Origin of the sequence: Helicobacter sp. 11S02596-1 (assembly GCF_002272825.1) — a bacterium.
In the GTDB taxonomy this organism is placed as follows: Bacteria; Campylobacterota; Campylobacteria; order Campylobacterales; family Helicobacteraceae; genus Helicobacter_J.
Map to the genome: position 1 here is coordinate 26,117 of NZ_MLAM01000001.1, position 13,780 is coordinate 39,896.

Annotated in this window: 17 protein-coding genes; 6 read left to right on the forward strand and 11 right to left on the reverse strand. The window is 41.8% G+C overall.

Features of this window, described 5'->3' with window-relative positions; translation table 11 throughout:
• The first annotated feature begins 109 nt into the window (after positions 1-109).
• Genes recA through BJI48_RS00155 form a run of 5 tightly spaced genes read left to right on the forward strand, consistent with a single transcriptional unit; the run spans position 110 to position 3,812 of the window.
• Positions 110-1,156 (forward strand): recombinase RecA, encoded by a 1,047-nt coding sequence (gene recA, locus BJI48_RS00135; protein ID WP_095330567.1) that lies wholly within the window; start codon positions 110-112, stop codon positions 1,154-1,156.
• 11 nt (positions 1,157-1,167) lie between these two features.
• Entirely contained in the window at positions 1,168-2,457 is a 1,290-nt protein-coding gene (gene eno / locus BJI48_RS00140; protein ID WP_095330569.1) for a phosphopyruvate hydratase, read from the forward strand.
• Between the two features lie 13 nt (positions 2,458-2,470).
• Complete coding sequence (locus BJI48_RS00145; RefSeq protein ID WP_257874326.1) at positions 2,471-2,731, forward strand: hypothetical protein; 261 nt, start codon at positions 2,471-2,473, stop codon at positions 2,729-2,731.
• Positions 2,728-3,324: an AMIN domain-containing protein gene (locus BJI48_RS00150; protein WP_095330571.1), complete on the forward strand. Its 597-nt coding sequence runs from the start codon at positions 2,728-2,730 to the stop codon at positions 3,322-3,324. Before BJI48_RS00145 ends, BJI48_RS00150 begins: the two co-directional genes overlap by 4 nt.
• Complete coding sequence (locus BJI48_RS00155) at positions 3,324-3,812, forward strand: shikimate kinase (RefSeq protein ID WP_095330573.1); 489 nt, start codon at positions 3,324-3,326, stop codon at positions 3,810-3,812. The genes BJI48_RS00150 and BJI48_RS00155 overlap by 1 nt, the downstream gene beginning before the upstream one ends.
• A 26-nt stretch (positions 3,813-3,838) precedes the next feature.
• Here BJI48_RS00155 and BJI48_RS00160 read toward each other — a convergent pair whose 3' ends face one another.
• The 4 genes from BJI48_RS00160 to BJI48_RS00175 form a co-directional block, all read right to left on the reverse strand.
• Positions 3,839-4,345, reverse strand: coding sequence for a DUF302 domain-containing protein (locus BJI48_RS00160; RefSeq protein WP_180762994.1), 507 nt, complete (start codon positions 4,343-4,345; stop codon positions 3,839-3,841).
• Positions 4,346-4,688: 343 nt separating this feature from the next.
• A complete protein-coding gene (gene efp, locus BJI48_RS00165; protein WP_095330577.1) occupies positions 4,689-5,252 on the reverse strand; it encodes an elongation factor P in 564 nt (187 codons plus the stop codon).
• 10 nt (positions 5,253-5,262) lie between these two features.
• Complete coding sequence (locus BJI48_RS00170) at positions 5,263-6,189, reverse strand: class II fructose-bisphosphate aldolase (RefSeq protein WP_095330579.1); 927 nt, start codon at positions 6,187-6,189, stop codon at positions 5,263-5,265.
• Between the two features lie 16 nt (positions 6,190-6,205).
• The gene (locus BJI48_RS00175) at positions 6,206-7,039 is read right to left on the reverse strand and encodes a peptidylprolyl isomerase (protein ID WP_095330581.1); all 834 of its coding nucleotides are present in this window, start codon (positions 7,037-7,039) and stop codon (positions 6,206-6,208) included.
• A gap of 139 nt (positions 7,040-7,178) precedes the next feature.
• Between BJI48_RS00175 and BJI48_RS00180 the strand changes: the two genes are divergently transcribed.
• A complete protein-coding gene (locus BJI48_RS00180) occupies positions 7,179-7,889 on the forward strand; it encodes an EI24 domain-containing protein (protein WP_095330583.1) in 711 nt (236 codons plus the stop codon).
• Here BJI48_RS00180 and crcB read toward each other — a convergent pair.
• The 7 genes from crcB to fliQ form a co-directional block, all read right to left on the reverse strand.
• Positions 7,870-8,262, reverse strand: a complete 393-nt coding sequence (crcB, locus tag BJI48_RS00185; RefSeq protein WP_095330585.1) for a fluoride efflux transporter CrcB — start codon at positions 8,260-8,262, stop codon at positions 7,870-7,872. The genes BJI48_RS00180 and crcB overlap by 20 nt on opposite strands.
• 9 nt (positions 8,263-8,271) lie before the next feature.
• Positions 8,272-8,970 (reverse strand): uroporphyrinogen-III synthase, encoded by a 699-nt coding sequence (locus BJI48_RS00190; RefSeq protein WP_095330587.1) that lies wholly within the window; start codon positions 8,968-8,970, stop codon positions 8,272-8,274.
• A gap of 21 nt (positions 8,971-8,991) precedes the next feature.
• Positions 8,992-10,410 carry an acetyl-CoA carboxylase subunit A gene (locus BJI48_RS00195; RefSeq protein WP_095330589.1) on the reverse strand — a complete coding sequence of 473 codons (1,419 nt, stop codon included), beginning with the start codon at positions 10,408-10,410 and terminating at the stop codon, positions 8,992-8,994.
• 294 nt (positions 10,411-10,704) lie between these two features.
• Positions 10,705-10,923 carry a 4-oxalocrotonate tautomerase family protein gene (locus BJI48_RS00200; protein WP_095330591.1) on the reverse strand — a complete coding sequence of 73 codons (219 nt, stop codon included), beginning with the start codon at positions 10,921-10,923 and terminating at the stop codon, positions 10,705-10,707.
• A gap of 11 nt (positions 10,924-10,934) precedes the next feature.
• On the reverse strand, positions 10,935-12,695 hold the full coding sequence (traF, locus tag BJI48_RS00205) for a conjugal transfer protein TraF (RefSeq protein ID WP_095330593.1): 1,761 nt from the start codon (positions 12,693-12,695) through the stop codon (positions 10,935-10,937).
• Between the two features lie 12 nt (positions 12,696-12,707).
• Positions 12,708-13,502, reverse strand: coding sequence for a UDP-N-acetylmuramate dehydrogenase (locus BJI48_RS00210; RefSeq protein WP_095330595.1), 795 nt, complete (start codon positions 13,500-13,502; stop codon positions 12,708-12,710).
• A 6-nt stretch (positions 13,503-13,508) separates the two neighbouring features.
• Positions 13,509-13,775, reverse strand: coding sequence for a flagellar biosynthesis protein FliQ (fliQ, locus tag BJI48_RS00215; protein WP_095330597.1), 267 nt, complete (start codon positions 13,773-13,775; stop codon positions 13,509-13,511).
• Positions 13,776-13,780 lie beyond the last annotated feature (5 nt).

Consider the following 13,780-nt stretch of genomic DNA (forward strand, 5'->3'; position numbering starts at 1 on the left):
AATCCCTAGCGTGATTTTTTAGTGCATTCCAAAAAATAAGTTTATTTTAGTCAAGAGTTTGGTAAAATCCAAAGATTATTTTGTCGCAATATCAAGGAAAGGGAAAAGAATGGCAATAGATGAAAAAAAGCAAAAGGCAATCGATCTCGCCCTCAAGCAAATCGACAAGGCATTTGGCAAAGGTGCACTTGTGAGGCTTGGCGATAAACAAATAGAAAAAATCGATGCGATTTCTACGGGTTCTTTGGGGCTGGATATGGCACTGGGTATTGGAGGAATCCCCAAGGGCAGGATTGTCGAAATCTATGGGCCCGAATCTAGTGGCAAGACGACATTGAGCCTCCAAATCGTAGCAGAATGCCAAAAAAATGGCGGGATTTGTGCGTTTATCGATGCCGAACACGCCTTGGATGTGTATTATGCCAAGAGATTGGGCGTAGATACCGAAAATCTCCTCGTCTCCCAACCTGATAATGGCGAACAAGCCCTAGAAATCCTTGAAACCCTCACCCGAAGCGGTGCTGTAGATCTCATCGTCATCGACTCCGTAGCTGCACTCACCCCAAAAGCCGAGATAGATGGCGATATGGGCGACCAACACGTCGGTTTGCAAGCAAGGCTAATGAGCCACGCCCTCCGAAAAATCACGGGCATTCTCCACAAGATGAATGCGACACTTATTTTCATCAACCAAATCCGTATGAAGATAGGCACAATGGGATATGGTAGCCCAGAAACCACCACCGGCGGGAACGCGCTAAAATTTTATGCCAGCGTGCGGATCGATATTCGCCGAATCGCTACGCTCAAACAAAACGACCAGCAAATCGGGAATCGCGCCAAAGCAAAAGTTGTCAAAAACAAGGTCGCCCCGCCCTTTAGAGAAGCAGAATTTGACATTATGTTTGGCGAGGGGATCAGCCGTGAGGGTGAAATCATCGACTATGGTATCAAGCTTGATATTATCGACAAAAGCGGGGCTTGGCTGAGCTACAAAGACAAAAAACTCGGTCAAGGCAGGGAAAATGCCAAAGTCTTGCTCAAAGAAGACAAAGCCCTAGCTGATGAAATCACAGGAAAAATCAAAGAGCAAATCGGTGCTACAGAAGAGATTATGCCTCTGCCTGATGAACCCCTCGATGAGATGAGCGAATAAGGAGAATCCCAATGGTCTATATAGAAAATATCTATTCTCAAGAAGTCCTTGATAGCCGTGGCAATCCGACCATCAAAGCCAGCGTTGTCCTTAGCGATGGCACGATAGAATCCGCCATCGTCCCAAGTGGGGCAAGCACAGGCAAGCGTGAGGCGCTCGAACTCCGTGATGGGGACAAGACACGATTTTTGGGTAAAGGCGTTTTGAGGGCCTGCGAAAACATCGATACAACGATTGCAAACGCACTCATTGGTAGCACGCCGTTTGATCAAAGCTTGATTGATTCGCTACTCAAAAGCCTCGATGGGACAAATAACTATTCCAATCTCGGTGCAAATGCCACACTCGGCGTATCGATGGCAGTAGCACGTGCAGCAGCAAGCTCGCTAAATATCCCGCTTTATCGCTATCTTGGCGGTGCTAACGCACTCACCATCCCCGTGCCTATGCTTAATATCATCAATGGCGGATCTCACGCTGATAACACGGTGGATTTTCAAGAATATATGATTATGCCGTTGGGATTTCACACCTTTAAAGAGGCATTGCGAGCAAGTGCAGAGGTGTATCAATATCTCAAAAATATCCTCAAAGATGCTGGGCATATCACAAGCATAGGCGATGAAGGGGGCTTTGCGCCCAATCTCAAAAACAATGCTGAACCCATCGAAATCATCCTCAAAGCCATACAAAAAGCTGGCTACAAACCTGGTGAAGAAATCTCGCTCGCCCTTGATGTCGCTAGTAGCGAGCTTTATGAAGAAAATGGTATTTATCATCTCAGTGGCGAGGGCAGGAAACTCAGCTCGCACGAACTCGTTGCCTATTATGAAGAACTCGTAAGTAAATACCCGATTGTCTCTATCGAAGATGGTTTGAGCGAAGATGATTGGGAGGGATGGAAACACCTCACCGAAAGGCTTGGGGGGAAAATCCAGCTTGTAGGCGATGATTTGTTTGTAACCAACAAGGCGATTTTAAAGCACGGGATCGAGCAAAACATCGCGAATGCTATTTTGATTAAGCCCAACCAGATTGGCACGATTAGCGAAACAATGCAAACGGTGCGATTAGCACAAAGAAGTAATTATAAATGTGTGATGAGCCATCGCAGTGGGGAAAGCGAAGACGCTTTTATCGCTGATTTTGGCGTGGCACTCAACACAGGTGAAATCAAAACCGGCTCAACAGCAAGGAGTGAGCGAATCGCTAAATACAATCGCTTGCTCCAAATAGAAAGCGAAATGGCAAACACCGAATACATCGGTAAAGAGCTTTTCAAAACCCCATACAAAGAATGATGGCAAAAAAATAATGATAGAAAATAAAGAACCCACCAAATACGCCCAGCTTATCCGTGCTATCTATGTCAATCGGGCGATGATTATCAGTTTTTTGGCGTTGATACTGATGGGGGCTTATACAGGCTATCTGCTTTTTGGGAACAATTCTCTTGAGGTTCTCATTTCTGTCAAAGAAAAACGCACATCGCTTCAAGAAAATGTTCAAAAACTCCAATATGAAAATGCCAAACTGCAAAAACAGCTTTTTGAACTCAAAGGACTTGAGCCGTGAAAAAAATTTTTGCTGTTTTGATTTTTGTCCTCTGTAGCCTCATCGGGCGTGAAAATCCCTTTGAGCCTCTCTTGATACCCAAAGAAAGCTCGCACGACGCAACAAAAAATGCCAAAGACTATTTTGAAGTATTTGATTTCAAATTGCCCACAACAGCAAGAATTCTCAAAAATATTACTATCACGTATCAAAACATTGATGGTTCTGTCGATACCAAAACCCTAAGTATCGATCAAAGTATTGATTGGCATTATCCTTTGAGACTCACTCAAAAAAATGCCATCGTTTCAGAAAAAACGCATTACTACACTATCCCGCCATTTGAGTTTTTTACCAAGCAAAACAAGCTCTATATCCATACTGATGAGAAGATCCAACGTGCATTTATTCTCCCTACGCCTTATCGTATCGTCATTGACATTGATAGAAAAGACCGCAATATCAACCAAAACATTGATCTTGCCAAAAGGTATTTCACCAAAATATCCATTGGCACGCATAATACATTTTATCGCATTGTCATCACGCTTGATGGGCAATACCAGTATCAAATCAACAAAGAAGATCAATACTACGTCATAAGTCTTGAGTAATGAAAAATATCGTTTTGATAGGTTTTATGGGAAGTGGGAAAACCACCATCGGGGCGCATTTAGCCAAATACACCGGAAGCTATCTCATCGACACCGATATGCTTATTGCCACGCAAAATTCTCAAAGCATTAAAAGTATTTTTGAAAACTATGGGGAAGAATATTTTCGCAAGCTTGAAGCGCATTTTATAGAATGGGCGCAAAAAAGTATCCAGAATGCTATCATTGCAACCGGCGGGGGAATGCCGATTTACAATCAAGTAAAAAATATGGGAAAGGTATTTTATCTCAAAATAGATTTTGAAGCGATCCAAAAACGCCTCACTCAAGCAGAGCTAGCCTCTAGACCGCTTTTTAGCAATGTGCAAAAAACCTATGAGCTTTATAAGTGCCGCCAGGATTTATACGCCCAATCGGCTGATATTGTTATTGAAGCAAATCAGCCCATAGACAAAATCGTCTTAGAAATCCTCAAACATACCCTTTAAAATTTCAAAAATATTTTCAAAAATCATCAATGGGTAATGTAATGGGTAAATTTCTCATAGGATTTTTCTGTATTTTTGATAAATGTATCATCAGTGCTCAATCCCAAAGCTTTGGCATAAAAACTAGGTTTCACAAAGCCCACAAACACTTTTTTGTCTCTTTCATAAATCAAAACTTTCATCGGCAATTCAATAGCTAGATTGGGGACTTCTTTCATCTTGCCTGTGCCTACGGCAGGATTGCCAAACACAACGACACTCGTAGGGGGCAATGTCTGGTGAAATTCACTGGCAGCCTCAGAATGATCAAGAATCGCAAAAAGCTTTATTTTTTGCTGTTTGATGAGATCCTTAGCTCGATTAAGCGTAGTCTGAAAATCATAATGGCTTATCTTCAAACTTAAATACTCGGGATTATATTGGGAAATACTCGCTGGTTTGACTTCCAAATCTTTCACTTTATACACCTCTTGAACTTGATGAGCAAAAACAAAACTTGTCAATAAACACGCAACCATTGCAACTTTTTTCATAAGCAAACTCCTTTGATAAATAAAACACATTTTAGTCAAAATTATTCAATATCCAAATTTTCAATAGTGATTTTGATATTTATCTACTAATATTAAAATTTCTCAACAAAAACAGAAGCCACAAAATTTATTACACACCCAACAAAAGCTACAAAGTTTAAAATTCATTGCCACCAAGTGTATTTAAAATAATCGTTTGATAGCGTTGTGGGTCTATAAAAATTCTTGGGATAAGAAAAGACCTATTTTGAACCCTGCCAAATAGGTCTAAAAGCAGGAAAATATCTCACTACCAACAAACAGCGAGGCAGATAATAAAAGAATATATGAATAAAAATATAGATTATTTGACTTTTTCTACATATTCGGAGGTTTCCGTATTTACCCGAATTACCTCACCCTCCAGCACGTGGAAAGGAATCTGTACAACAGCCCCGGTTTCAAGTGTTGCGGGCTTTTTGCTCGCACTCGAAGTGTCGCCCTTAAAATTTGGCGCCGTTTCGATGATCTTTAGCTCAACAATCTGAGGCACATCGACCGAAATTGCTTTATTATTATGGAAAAGAATCTGCACATTCATCCCATCAAGCATCCATTTTGAAACATCACCAACCTGGTCATCATTGAGAGCGACTTGCTCATATGTTTGCGCATCCATAAACTGATAGGTATCGCCATCGTGATAGAGATACTGCATTGTCTTTTCAACTAGATTGGGTTCTTCGCATTTGTCGCCTGCGTGAAATGTTTTTTCAATCACTTTTCCATCCAAAAATGACTTGATTTTTGCACGAACAAACGCCGCCCCTTTGCCGGGCTTAACGTGTTGGTATTCTACGATTCGATAGGGAATGCCCTCTATCTCGATTTTTAAGCCTTTTTTTAATTCGCTCATTCCTATTGCCATCATCTCTCCTCTAGCCTATCTTATTAGCACTACCCAATAAGTGCATTCTCTCAAAAACCACTTTTTTAATAGCTTGCATACCAGGAGCAAAAAACTTCCTCAAATCAAACTGGGTTTTGTCCTCATTGCCAACGCGCCTAACTTCTGCAATAAAAGCAATCCGCAAGTCAGTATCGGTATTGACCTTGTTGATACCCCCTGCGATGGCTTCTTGCAAAAATTCAAATGGCACACCCTTGCTCCCTTTGAGATCCCCGCCGGTCTTCAAAAACGATTCGCGCACATCATTTGGTATCGCACTCGCCCCGTGTAGCACCAGAGGAATATTTGTCAATCGTTTGACTTCTTGGAGACGCTCAAAATCAAGCTTTGGCTCGCCTTTGAATTTAAATGCCCCGTGGCTAGTCCCGATCGCTGGAGCAAGATAATCAACCTTGGATTCCCTAACAAAAATCTCTGCTTCTTTGGGATTTACCAAAACGGCATCTTTTTCATCTACAGAGATATTGTCTTCAATACCCATCAATCTGCCTAATTCCGCCTCGACACTCACGCCAGCATTATGGGCAAATGCGACAACCTTACTCGTTAATTCCAGATTTTCCTCAAAAGGGTGATGGGACGCATCAATCATCACAGAGGTAAAACCAGCTTCAATTGCTTTTTGGCAACTCTCAAACGTCGTGCCGTGATCCAAATGCAATGCCACAGGAATATGCGGGTAGCGATTTGCCATCGTTTTAGCCATCCCCACGACCATATCCATACCCATATACTTGATCGCTCCCTCACTCGCTTGGATAAATAGCGGGGAGCTTGCCTCATTAGCAGCTTCAAAAATTGCGTTTAACATTTCAAAATTTACAAAATTAAAAGCCCCAACCCCATAACGCTCTCTATGCGCCTTTTGTAAAATCTCATTGCCGACAACGAGCATACAGAGACCCCTTTCTTTATTTTGTAATATTAATCTTTGCGTTTTTCCTCAATGCCTGGATTTTCTTTTGCATATCTTCTTGAAACTTTTTCTCTTTCAACATCGCTTCAATGCTTTGTTTTGCTTGGTCAAATGTATAAGTAATCGGGTCGTTTTTCTTGATGAGATAAATAATATGATAACCAAATTCTGTTTTTACAGGTGTTTTTGTATAAGTGCCGGGCTTGAGATCAAAAGCAGCCTTAGAAAATTCAGGCACCATTCGATTTTTTTGGAAATTTCCCAAATCCCCACCATTTTGAGTATTTTTTGTATTAGGATCAATCGAATCTTTATTAGCCAATTCGATAAATTTAGCTTCAACCTTTGCCTTAGGGGTTTTATTCAACTCAGAAATAATTTTCTTAGCCTCATCTTCAGTTTTTACAAGAATATGGCGTGCGTGGGCTTCTTGCTGGATAAATTGATCTTTATGTTCATCATAATATTTTTTCAAATCAGCTTCAGGTATTTTTATTTTTTCAATCTCTTTTGCTTGTTTCTTTGCCCAAAGTTCTACTAAAAGTTGTTTTTTAAACGCTTCAACGGCAGATTTAAAATCAGCTGAATCCTCAACTTTTTCTTTTTTGGCTTGTTTTTCAATCAAGATATTATTGATGGCTTGATCCAACAAAGCTTTTTTCTGATCATCTTTGAGGGTATCAAAATTAAAATTAGGCACACGTTGCTTGATAATATCAAAATCTTTTTCTGTAATCGCTGTGCCATCAACCGTAGCAAGGGTCTTCGCTGCTGCAAATCCAACACATATAGCACTCACAAGAATCAGACTGACTAGACTTTTCTTCATTATTTAAATCTCCATATTTGAAATTTGACGCCATCATCATTATGCTACGAGGCGACATATCCCGTAATCTTACCTTTTTTAAACTTAAATAAAGTCAATAAAAGATAAGTTTTTATATAAAATCCTTAAAGGCGAAATTATGCTAAATATCGTGAAAAAAAGCTGGGAAGATTTTTTTAGTCTAAAAATGTTGATTCTAAACATCATCCCAATCCTCATCGGCGTGCTATTTTGGGGAACGCTGCTGTTTTATTTCAGTGAGGATATTTTTGGTTGGCTTAGCCACCTTTTGCCTACAAGCTGGCAAGATTTATCCGGGCATCAAGGCTTTTTTGCAAGCATCTGGAATGTATTTATCAAATCCCTACTTTACATCTTGTTAATATTTTTTATCATTATCCTCACGCTCATTGGCAATGTCTTTATTTCTATTTTTTACACGCCCATTGTGATTGGCTATCTCCACAAAAAATATTATCGCAACATAGAACTCCAAGCTTTTGGAGGGATTGCTTTATCACTAGCCTACTTTACCAAATCATTTGCTTATTTTATTTTATTTGCCCTCATCCTCACCCCACTTTATTTCTTGCCGTTTATAGGGATTTTTGCCGCTTTGATCCCGCATTTTTTCTTTTTCAAAAATACGATGTTATTTGATGTGGGGAGTTCTATTTTTGAAAAACCCGCTTATGATTTGATTTTATCCCAACACAAAGCCAAAAACTTTCAAATAACAGCACTAGCCTACGCATTTTCACTCATACCTATTTTTAACTTTTTTGCGACATTATTGCAAACCATCATTATCGCAAGGTATCTCCTTGAAGTCAAACAAAAAACGAGTTGAAAAGCATTTTTGACAAACACCACCCTAGCCCAACCAGTAGCAATCCGAAGATATTCGTGCCCAAAACATAAACAGACGCTTTGAAAAACTCTTTTTGAGCAAGCATATCAAATGCCTCCATCCCAAAAGATGAAAATGTCGTAAATCCTCCCAAAACCCCAACAATAAAAAATACTCTAAAATCAGCCCCTAAAACCTTGTATGCGAATAAAAAACTGGCAAACCCGATCAAAAAACTGCCGATGAGATTCACGCCCAATGTCCCCAGAGGAAATCCCCCGATCGCTACAAATTGCAACACCAATACCTTGCCCAACCAATACCGCAACACACTACCAAGCCCACCACCCAAAGCAACCAAAGCAAAATCCATCCGCTCCTCCTAAGGAAGTTTCAATGCCAATTCTTTTGCGAACTCAATACAGCTATCAATGCTTTGTGCGGGGCTTACAAACCCCTCCACTTCGCTATCAAACACCCCAAATGTCGTCATCCCAATCGCCACAGCGCTATAGCTACCATCCCAACCAAAATTTTGTTTGAAAGCCAGATAATGGCTAGGCGCAGTAAAAATCAAGATCGATCGGGGCAATGGCTTGAATGTCTTATCCACGATATTGGTTTTGTTCTCATAGGCGATGATTTGTTTGAGCTTGATTTTAGCTTCTGCGAGCTTGACATCAAGCCCTGAAACAATCTTTTTCGCCCGAAAATACAGGGGTTTTCTGTTTTTGAGCAACGGGATAATCTCGCTTGAAAACCCCGCCCCGTGCGAATCCAAACCAATGTATTCCACCTTGAAACCCGCACTTTCTAGCTTTTGGGCGGTATTTTCTCCGATGACAAATGCGGGTATCTGCCTGAAAACTTCCAATTCAGGGTATTCTTGCATATTTTTTACCAACGATTTGACCGCATATCTTGAGGTAAAAATCAGTGCATCGACACTTTTTTCAATCCGATACAAATCAATATGTTGCTCTACGATGGATTTTTTGATAGGCAAAAGCTCGATTTTATTGACGACTAAGGTTTTTACTTTGGGATCTTCTTTTGAATTAATCAAAACAATCTCACGCATTATCTTGCCTCACAAAATCCACTATGCCAATCCATATCTCGCACCAATCGCATTAGCAACCGCCACAAAAACCTCATCGGGAGCGCCTTGGGGCAACAAATCAGGCAAATACGTCTCGATATAAGAAGTATCAAAATCCCCACGCCCAAAATTCTTTTCCTTGCAGATATTGAGCAAAAACTCTGTGGTAGTCTTGATACCCTCGACTTTAAATTCATTCAACGCACGAATCATCTTATTGACCGCCAAAGAATAGCTACTCGCACGCACAATGACCTTTGCAACCATCGAATCATAATGCGGGGGGATAATATAATCTTTATAAATACAACTATCAATACGCACAAAAGGCCCTAATGCCGGATAATAACCAACGATTTTTCCGGGATTTGGGGCAAAATCTTTATGGACATCTTCCGCATTGATTCTTGCTTCGATCGCAAAGCCTTGGGGCTTGACATCACTTTGGAGAAGTTCGAGCAACTCCCCACTCGCAATGCGAATCTGCCTAGCAACCAAATCCAATCCCGTGATTTCTTCGGTAACGCCGTGTTCGACTTGGATACGGGTATTCATCTCCATAAAATAAAATTCATTATTTTCATCAAGCAAAAACTCCACGGTCCCGGCGTTGCTATAGCCTGAAACCTTAGCTGCTCTAACAGCAGCTGCCCCCATCCTACGGCGCAAATCCTCTCCCATCAACGGGCTAGGCGCAATCTCTAAAAGCTTTTGATGGCGACGCTGGATAGAGCAATCCCTCTCAAGCAAATGGATAACATTCCCATAATTATCCGCAAGGATTTGAAATTCGATATGGCGAGGATTTTGGATATATTTTTCCATAAAAACATCATCATTTTTAAAAAACGCCTTGGCTTCCCGCTTGCACGCTTCAAAACTAGCTAACAAATCCTTTTCTTCAAAAACCACACGGATTCCCCTGCCCCCGCCTCCAGCACTGGCTTTGAGTATGATAGGGTAGCCGATTTTATCGGCAAGATTTTTGATTTCATCAGGGGTGTTTTGATTGAGCGCTTGCGTGCCTGGGACAATAGGAATACCATTGCACGCCATCAATGCGCGGGCTTGATTTTTATCCCCCATTTTTGCTATGACTTCCGGACTTGGTCCAATAAATACAAGCCCGGCTTCCAAGACCTTTCTGGCAAAATCAGCATTTTCGCTCAAAAATCCATAACCCGGATGGATCGCCTCCGCCCCGCTTTCTTTGGCAGCTTTGATGATGGTATCTGCGTCTAAATACCCCTTGAGCGGTTCTTTGCTCACCATATAGGCTTCATCTGCCATCTTGATATGCAAAGAATCCCTATCCGCCTCAGAATAAATCGCCACGCTTTTGACGTGCAAATCATTGCAAGCACGGATAATACGGACGGCTATTTCACCTCGGTTGGCAATCAATATTTTTCTAAACATCGCCTCGTCATCCTTTTTTATACGATTTTAGCAAAAATAAACTGACACCAACCTATCAAATCAAATTGTTCGCACCCATTACGCATTTTCTACAATAAGGGCTTTTGATGGGCTTTTTTGTGCAAGGAGGCCGTGCGGTGCGAGATGGGACAACAAAAAGGCGGAGGCAAAAAGAGCAACAGGCAGGGCAAAGATGAGTAAAGAGAAACGGCGGGCAAGGAAAAAAGGTGATAGTAAGGAAAAAAGGTGATAGCGAGAGGCAAAGAGGCGGGGTAGTCTGCAAAAAAAGACTGCTTAAGTATTGGGAAGATTCTTTTTTTCTAATTGATCCAAATCGCTCAAGAGATTTTCTCCCTTAGCAAAACTATCCCTTTCAAACTCCGTAAAACTCACATAAACGCTCGCTTTTGGTTTGTTTGCGATTCTTTCTAACGAATCTGAAATATCCTTTGCAATCGCACGTTTTTGCTCAGCACTCAATTTACCCCCAACCTTAACATCAACATAAGGCATTGAAACTCCTTTTACCAGCTAAATCCGCCACCAAGCTTCACACTTAGATAGCTCGGAACACTATAACTTGCAACCCTTGTGGTTTTGAGACTAGACTGCACAGCCAAGTCCAAGAAGCCCAAAATATTGATACCGCCCGTCAAAATCACACCCTCGTGCGTCTGGCTTTTTAGATCGCTCATCGCCCCAAACCTAAAATCAATATATTTCAGATCGACCATCATTCCCCCGCCAATCATTTGATTTTGTGGGGACAGGATCGAAAGGGTATGATTGGGCTTGAGATCCATATCCATCGCAAAAGACAAGATTTTCCATTCATAAGCAATGCCCGCACGCAACTGCGAATTTAAAATAATCTTATGATTATCATTGACCTTGATAGCAGGCTCGTTGATATTTTTTGCCACCACGCCCAAACTAAAGCCTTTCACATCATACAACACCCCCAAATCTATCCCAAAAGTCGATTGTTTGGAAGCATTTTGCAAATCCATATCGCCGAATGACTTGGTAATGCTATCAATAGATCCCGTTTTATCGACGCTATAGCCCATACCAAAAATATATTTCGCAGTTAGCCCCATAGAAAAATTCCCTATCGGGGTAGAAAACGCCTGCCCATACCCAATAGGAACTTCGCTCAAAGCGATGGCTTGCCCATAGATGTAGTGTTGGGCATTAGGGCTTAGCAAAGAAGAATTTTCGTATTTAGTCTTGTCAGCATTATTGAGTTTGATGTCATTACCATTGACACCTACTTCGATATACTTCCCGCCTGATTCGATGATGATTTGATTATGACTATCATCAAATGCCGCACTCGCTGAAGCAAACGCACTCCCAAACACGCCAAATGCGATCGCCCCTCGCTTATTTGGGCCATTACCCCCTATTTGAAAGACCAAACCATTTTGCGAAGTAATATCCAGATTGTTTGATTTGAGGGCATTCTGGATCGTATTGACATCTTGGATAAAGCGATCAAGCCCGGGATTACTCCCTTTAGCCAACGTAATGCCTCCAAGTTTTTCTAATATCTTATCCACGCTGGGATTTTTCTCATTAAACAAATCTATCAAGCCCGAAATATTGCTCGTGTCAATGTTTTCGACAATGCCTGCGAGCAGATCAGCCCCCTCGCCACCCGTTTTTTTGGTTGCCTCGACGATATTTTGTTTGAGGCTTTCTGCTGCATTGGGATTATTTTGGACCGCCTCTTTAAATTTCTCTGCAACGCCAGTCAAATCAGTGGCACTTTTAATTTCATCAGCATTGCCACCGGCACTGGTTACAATGTTTACCAAAAAATTTTGGACATCTTGATCGGTCTTGAGTCCTGTTCCATTGTAGTTGATATTTTTCAGCACATCAGCAAATAGCCCACTCGCCTCAAGATCTTTAGGAGAAGAAATAGCCCGCATAACCGGCGTTGCCCCACCAATCGCGCCCCCTATGGCTTTGGTAGTTGCACTCGAGTCAAAAATACCTGCGATATTGCTGGGCGTATCTTGGAGATTTTGATAATCCACGCTCGCCAAGGACAATAGATTGGTTTCTTTGATATGCACCCCAAAACTATAGGCAATGCGGGATTTTTTATCGACACCCAAAAGCGCAGGATTGTAGTAGAGCGCCCATTGGGAATTTTTCAAAGCCACCCCCGCCCCGCCCATACTCGCAGAGATATTTCCCATCCCGCCAAACTCCAACGCCTCTGCCCCCACGCCCAAAAGCGAGCTTGCCAAAATAATCTTAGAAATCTTATTCATATTTTCCTCTCCTCATCTGATGATGACAACTTCTTCTTCAAGATGCTTGCCATACGCTTCAAACACCCGTTTTTTTGCCAAATCAATCAGGCTAATAGCTTCTTCAAAGCGCCCCTTGCCCAGATTTACCAAAAAATTGGCGTGTTCGCTAGAAAATCCTATGCCCCCATTGCGATAGCCTTTTAGCCCTACTGCCTCAAGCAACCTACCCGCAAAATCGCCGGGCGGGTTTTTGAAGCAACTCCCACAACTTGGCTTTTTTGGATGGCTTACACGCATAGAGGCAAACACCTCGCGCAATGATTCATCAAAACCGGTGATTTTTTTGAATCTCGCTGCAAAAATCACCCCATCAATCCCGCTGTTGCGATAACCCATCGGTAAATCTTCTATCGCTTGCCATTCCCCATCGACACACACCGAATGCAAGATATTTTTGATTTCATAGGCTTTCATTCCGGCGTTCATTTTTACCAGCCCGCCAAGACTACCGGGCAAGGCAGACAAAAACTCCAAGCCCCCCAGATTAGCGTCTCTAAAATACGCATAAAGCTTGCGAGCACTCACAAACCCGCCCGCCTCGATAACATCGCCTAAATCGTGGATATAATCGTATTGCTCGCCCAAAATAGCGATGTTTTTGGCATCAGGAGAAACGAGCAGATTATTCCCATAGCCTACGATACGAAGCTCTGCGTGCGAGTCAAAATCCCCCATCGCCTCTGGTGTATCTATCACCCGCACACTCAAAGCACCCCCAACCTTAATGCTAGAATATTTTGAAAAATCGATCGTTTTACTCATAATGTAGCCTCATAGCGCAAACTTGGGGATAAGATTGATAAGCATTTTTGTATAATCCAAAAGCATATTCAACATCCACGGCATTGTAAGGATCACCACGCCGATAACAGCCAAGATCTTAGGAACAAATGATAAGGTCATCTCATTGATTTGCGTCGTGGCTTGAAAAATACTCACCAAAAGCCCCACGATAAGCCCTGCCAAAAGTATCGGCAAAGAAATAATCAGGGTGATTTTATAAGTCTCTATCGCCAATCCCATCAACTGCGATTCCATAATCT

Bases quoted from the DNA above. Each gene is read 5' to 3' on its own strand.
- recA (WP_095330567.1), top strand. From the start codon at position 110: ATGGCAATAGATGAAAAAAAGCAAAAGGCAATCGATCTCGCCCTCAAG.
- eno (WP_095330569.1), top strand. From the start codon at position 1,168: ATGGTCTATATAGAAAATATCTATTCTCAAGAAGTCCTTGATAGCCGT.
- BJI48_RS00145 (WP_257874326.1), top strand. From the start codon at position 2,471: ATGATAGAAAATAAAGAACCCACCAAATACGCCCAGCTTATCCGTGCT.
- BJI48_RS00155 (WP_095330573.1), top strand. From the start codon at position 3,324: ATGAAAAATATCGTTTTGATAGGTTTTATGGGAAGTGGGAAAACCACC.
- BJI48_RS00160 (WP_180762994.1), bottom strand. From the start codon at position 4,345: ATGAAAAAAGTTGCAATGGTTGCGTGTTTATTGACAAGTTTTGTTTTT.
- efp (WP_095330577.1), bottom strand. From the start codon at position 5,252: ATGGCAATAGGAATGAGCGAATTAAAAAAAGGCTTAAAAATCGAGATA.
- BJI48_RS00170 (WP_095330579.1), bottom strand. From the start codon at position 6,189: ATGCTCGTTGTCGGCAATGAGATTTTACAAAAGGCGCATAGAGAGCGT.
- BJI48_RS00175 (WP_095330581.1), bottom strand. From the start codon at position 7,039: ATGAAGAAAAGTCTAGTCAGTCTGATTCTTGTGAGTGCTATATGTGTT.
- BJI48_RS00180 (WP_095330583.1), top strand. From the start codon at position 7,179: ATGCTAAATATCGTGAAAAAAAGCTGGGAAGATTTTTTTAGTCTAAAA.
- crcB (WP_095330585.1), bottom strand. From the start codon at position 8,262: ATGGATTTTGCTTTGGTTGCTTTGGGTGGTGGGCTTGGTAGTGTGTTG.
- BJI48_RS00190 (WP_095330587.1), bottom strand. From the start codon at position 8,970: ATGCGTGAGATTGTTTTGATTAATTCAAAAGAAGATCCCAAAGTAAAA.
- BJI48_RS00195 (WP_095330589.1), bottom strand. From the start codon at position 10,410: ATGTTTAGAAAAATATTGATTGCCAACCGAGGTGAAATAGCCGTCCGT.
- BJI48_RS00200 (WP_095330591.1), bottom strand. From the start codon at position 10,923: ATGCCTTATGTTGATGTTAAGGTTGGGGGTAAATTGAGTGCTGAGCAA.
- traF (WP_095330593.1), bottom strand. From the start codon at position 12,695: ATGAATAAGATTTCTAAGATTATTTTGGCAAGCTCGCTTTTGGGCGTG.
- fliQ (WP_095330597.1), bottom strand. From the start codon at position 13,775: ATGGAATCGCAGTTGATGGGATTGGCGATAGAGACTTATAAAATCACC.